4 protein-coding genes are annotated in these 3,734 nt (G+C 39.8%); 1 reads left to right on the top strand and 3 read right to left on the bottom strand.

Going from position 1 to position 3,734, the window contains the following annotated elements:
* Nucleotides 1–400: 400 nt before the first annotated feature.
* On the bottom strand, nt 401–1,768 hold the full coding sequence (locus AB685_RS28220) for an FAD-linked oxidase C-terminal domain-containing protein (protein WP_047973925.1): 1,368 nt from the start codon (nt 1,766–1,768) through the stop codon (nt 401–403).
* Between the two features lie 168 nt (nt 1,769–1,936).
* Between AB685_RS28220 and AB685_RS28225 the strand changes: the two genes are divergently transcribed.
* Entirely contained in the window at nt 1,937–2,941 is a 1,005-nt protein-coding gene (locus AB685_RS28225) for a glycoside hydrolase domain-containing protein (protein ID WP_047973926.1), read from the top strand.
* A gap of 56 nt (nt 2,942–2,997) precedes the next feature.
* On the opposite strand, the gene AB685_RS32255 is transcribed toward AB685_RS28225, so the two are convergent.
* On the bottom strand, nt 2,998–3,114 hold the full coding sequence (locus tag AB685_RS32255; protein WP_241773410.1) for a DUF6254 family protein: 117 nt from the start codon (nt 3,112–3,114) through the stop codon (nt 2,998–3,000).
* A 66-nt stretch (nt 3,115–3,180) separates the two neighbouring features.
* Nucleotides 3,181–3,734 (bottom strand): ABC transporter permease subunit (locus AB685_RS31545; protein WP_047973927.1); only part of this gene is annotated, 554 nt, incomplete at its 5' end.

Genomic DNA, 3,734 nt, shown 5'->3' on the forward strand with positions numbered 1-3,734 from the left:
GGTGAGTTCCCATATATCACATTCCTTGATACACTTCGCTTACGCTACGTCATTGGAATCAGTCCCTTCAAGTTCCCAATTTGGTGTAGCTTCTTATCTCACATAGCCTATCCCCTTTCTTTATTATTTCCTTTAGGGTGTTGGGGTGTTTCTACTTACTTAGTGTTGCTTGTGTTGCTTGTGTTGCTTGTGTTGCTTGTGTTGCTTGTCTTGCTTGTTCTTACTTTAACCAATTATTTAACTTTTGTAAATATTCTGATAAGTTGTTTACGGTAGATTTCACCACCCATTCTCCTTCTTACTCTTTCTTTCGACACCTTTCTAAGTATTTCATTTTTTTTCATTATTTTTTAGCAGTTTTTAGCGCCTATAAACTACATATAGGCGCATGGTAGCCGAATTACTCTTTGCTGAAAATTTTTCCAGGATTCATAATTCCCTTTGGATCTAGTGTCTTTTTGATTGCTTTCATCACTTCATAAGCAGCCCCGTGTTCTTGTTGTTGGTACATGATCTYACCTACACCAACCCCATGTTCACCTGTACAAGTTCCACCTCGTTTTAGAGCATAATGAACAATGCGTTCATTCAATTGCTTCGCTTTATTCAATTCGACCTCATCCGTTAGATCAACCATAACAAGTGCATGATAATTACCGTCACCTACATGACCAACAAGTGCTCCTATTAACCCGAGTTCATCCATTTCTTTTCTTGAATGCAAGATAGCGCCGCTTAGTTCTGTGATAGGTAAACTCACATCTGTTACCATCAGTTTCTTTCCAGGAAATCCATGAATAAAGGAATAAGCTAAGTTATGACGAGATTCCCAAAGCAATGCACGGGATTTCGTATCCAGTTCAAAATGCATGTCCTTGCACCCTAATTCACTCACAATGTCTTTCATAAACTCTACATCTTGCGTGAGCCCTGCTTCATTTCCATGAAACTCTAAGAAAAGGGTCGGCTTTTCTTCATAGTTACTTTCGTTTGACAGGTTCACTTGAAGAATCGAATACTCGTCTACAAATTCCATCCTTGCTACTGGAATATTGGCAGCTAGAATGCTAGTAACGGCCTCCACTGCCGAATTCGTATCCGGAAAAGTCGCTCGTGCTGCCATAATACACTCCGGTATCCCATGTACTTTTAACGTTAACTCTGTAATGACACCAAGTGTTCCCTCAGAGCCTACCATCAATCCATTTAAGTTATATCCCGAGGAAGATTTAGCAGATAACCCACCGGTATGAATCACGTCTCCATTGGCTAATACAACCTCTAAATCTCGTACTTGATCCCTCATAATTCCGTATCGTACAGAGGTAGTTCCACTTGCATTTGTTGCAGCCATCCCCCCTAAAGTAGCATCAGCACCAGGGTCCACAGTGAAAAACAATCCATGTTTTTTCAACTCTTTATTTAATTGGGTTCGCGTAATTCCCGGTTGCACCTTAATCAAAAAGTCTCCAGGTCTCACTTCTAGAACCTGATTCATTAACGATAAATCCAATGAAATGCCACCGTGATACGGAATCGAATTGCCCTCAAGACTTGTCCCTAAACCAAAAGGAACAACCGGAATCTCATGATCATTGGCAAAAGATACAACTTGCTGGACGTCAGCAGTCGACTTAGGAAAGACAACCACATCAGGCAAGCTAGGCGTGTGATAGCTCTCATCGCGACTATGCTGCTCGCGCATCGTTTGATWGGTTGTGACTTGTTCAGGAGATAGTATTTCTTTTAATTCTTCTTCCAGATTCATATCAGAAGCCCCCTATTTATAGGTTATAAAGTCTATTATTCTATTCCATTCTATACCAATATCCACTCTACTTCAGTTTTAAAGTTAAAGTATCCCCTCGCCTATCTCCCTCACATCCCCCACTACCCTCACATACAATAATTCGAGTAAATGTAGGGTGGTGGATTGATGAATACAAGGACCAATCTAATGCTTTTTATGATTGCTACTCTTTCAATTTTATTTGTATTAACCATCTCAATTATGAGTCAAAGTAAGATTCTAACTGATTCCATTTCGTTAACTAGTGATGCGGCGATTAAAAACAACATTCAAAATGATGTTGATTCCAAGAATGCCACGGTTGAGAATTCAWTCGAGAACAATGTGACGAACGGAGAAAACCATGCAATTGATAATGAGGTTTTAAACGATATTCATGTCAGTGTCGATGTAAAAATAACGAATGCCATTGCAAACAATGTCGATGCCAATGGTAAACGTACTACGAATGGTAGGAATGGAAAGGGAAATGGGGAAGATACACCTGAGATCGTATGGGGGGTCGATTCTGCTAGTTTGACCGACGATGAATTWTTAGCATGTGTCCGAGATAATTTTGGTGAACCCCAAGTATGGGGCCGATATCTTGGAGATAAAGATGGTGTTTCTTTTGGACTGACTCAAGAAGAAGTCGATCTTCTTCAGTCGAATGATATACAAATTCTTGTCATTTGGAATCAATTTACCGATGCGACTGGGTACGATAAAGGGCAAAGTGAAGCGAATGCTGCAATTGAAATGGCCAGAGATTTTGGAGTTCCAGAAGGCGTTGCATTATTTGCTAACGTCGAGCCAATCTATCCTATTGATGCACAATTTATTTTAGGCTGGCATGATGCAATGAGCGATTCTGAATATAGCTCAGGTATATATGGTATTTTTGATCGGTGCGAAGAGCTTTATGTCGCTTTTGAAACAGCAGCCGAGGAGAATAGCAATCTTTTAGATGAGTTGTATATTTGGACTGCTTCACCTAATGAAGGCATTACAACGGAAGCGAATGCACCTGAATACAACCCTGAATATCCTGAAGGTGGATTGATTGGTGGTTGGCAATACGGGATAGACGCCGAAACATGCAACATTGATACAAATTGGTTCGATGGAAATGTATTAGCTGTTCTTTGGTAATGAAAGAAACCAGCTATCATCGTTATCGACGTAGCTGGTTTTTGCTTTTTTTAAGACTACTCTTTCTTCGTTTCTTCTGAAAGAGTTTTTAATGATTTTACTTTACCGTGTGGATGTTGCGTTTCTTTACGTTGACGCCATTGACGCGTTTCTTGTGATTTTGACTGTGACAACTATAATCCCACCTTACTAAAAAGAGTATTTGGTTCCTGATCTTATTTTGCCAAAAGCATTAGAAGCTATTCAGCTAACTCTTTATTACGTAAGATGTTAACGGCACTGATCATTAACAAAACGACAAGAATAAGCGTCACCATGACCGTCAACCAAAGATCTTCAAGTGTTCTACCCTCTATCAACAACGATCCAACATTTCCTGTTAGCTGTGCTGGACTCCACATCATCCACTTTTCAAATGTATTCGTAAGCACAGAGAGAACAATAACGGTTGCGAGCGTGGCGAATGCGACTAATCCCGGTACTTTGACAACCGTATTAAAGAAAATCGTGAGTGTGAAAATAAATAAAAACCATAAAGCAAACAAAAGATAACTTTGCAAGAATAGCCCAAAAGAAATCGGTTCAAATAAGAGCGTGACATAGTACCAACCCGCTAAATATCCTAAAAACACCGATACAAGGCCAACTACACTTAATCCAGCCCATTTTGCTGTTACATATGAGGAATAAGGAATCGGTTTTACTAAAATCATGCCAGCAAGACCACTTTTTCGTTCAGCAGCAATCGTCCCCATCGAAGCTAAAACGATGATGAGAACACCTAACAAATTCA

The organism is Bacillus sp. LL01 (assembly GCF_001037965.1).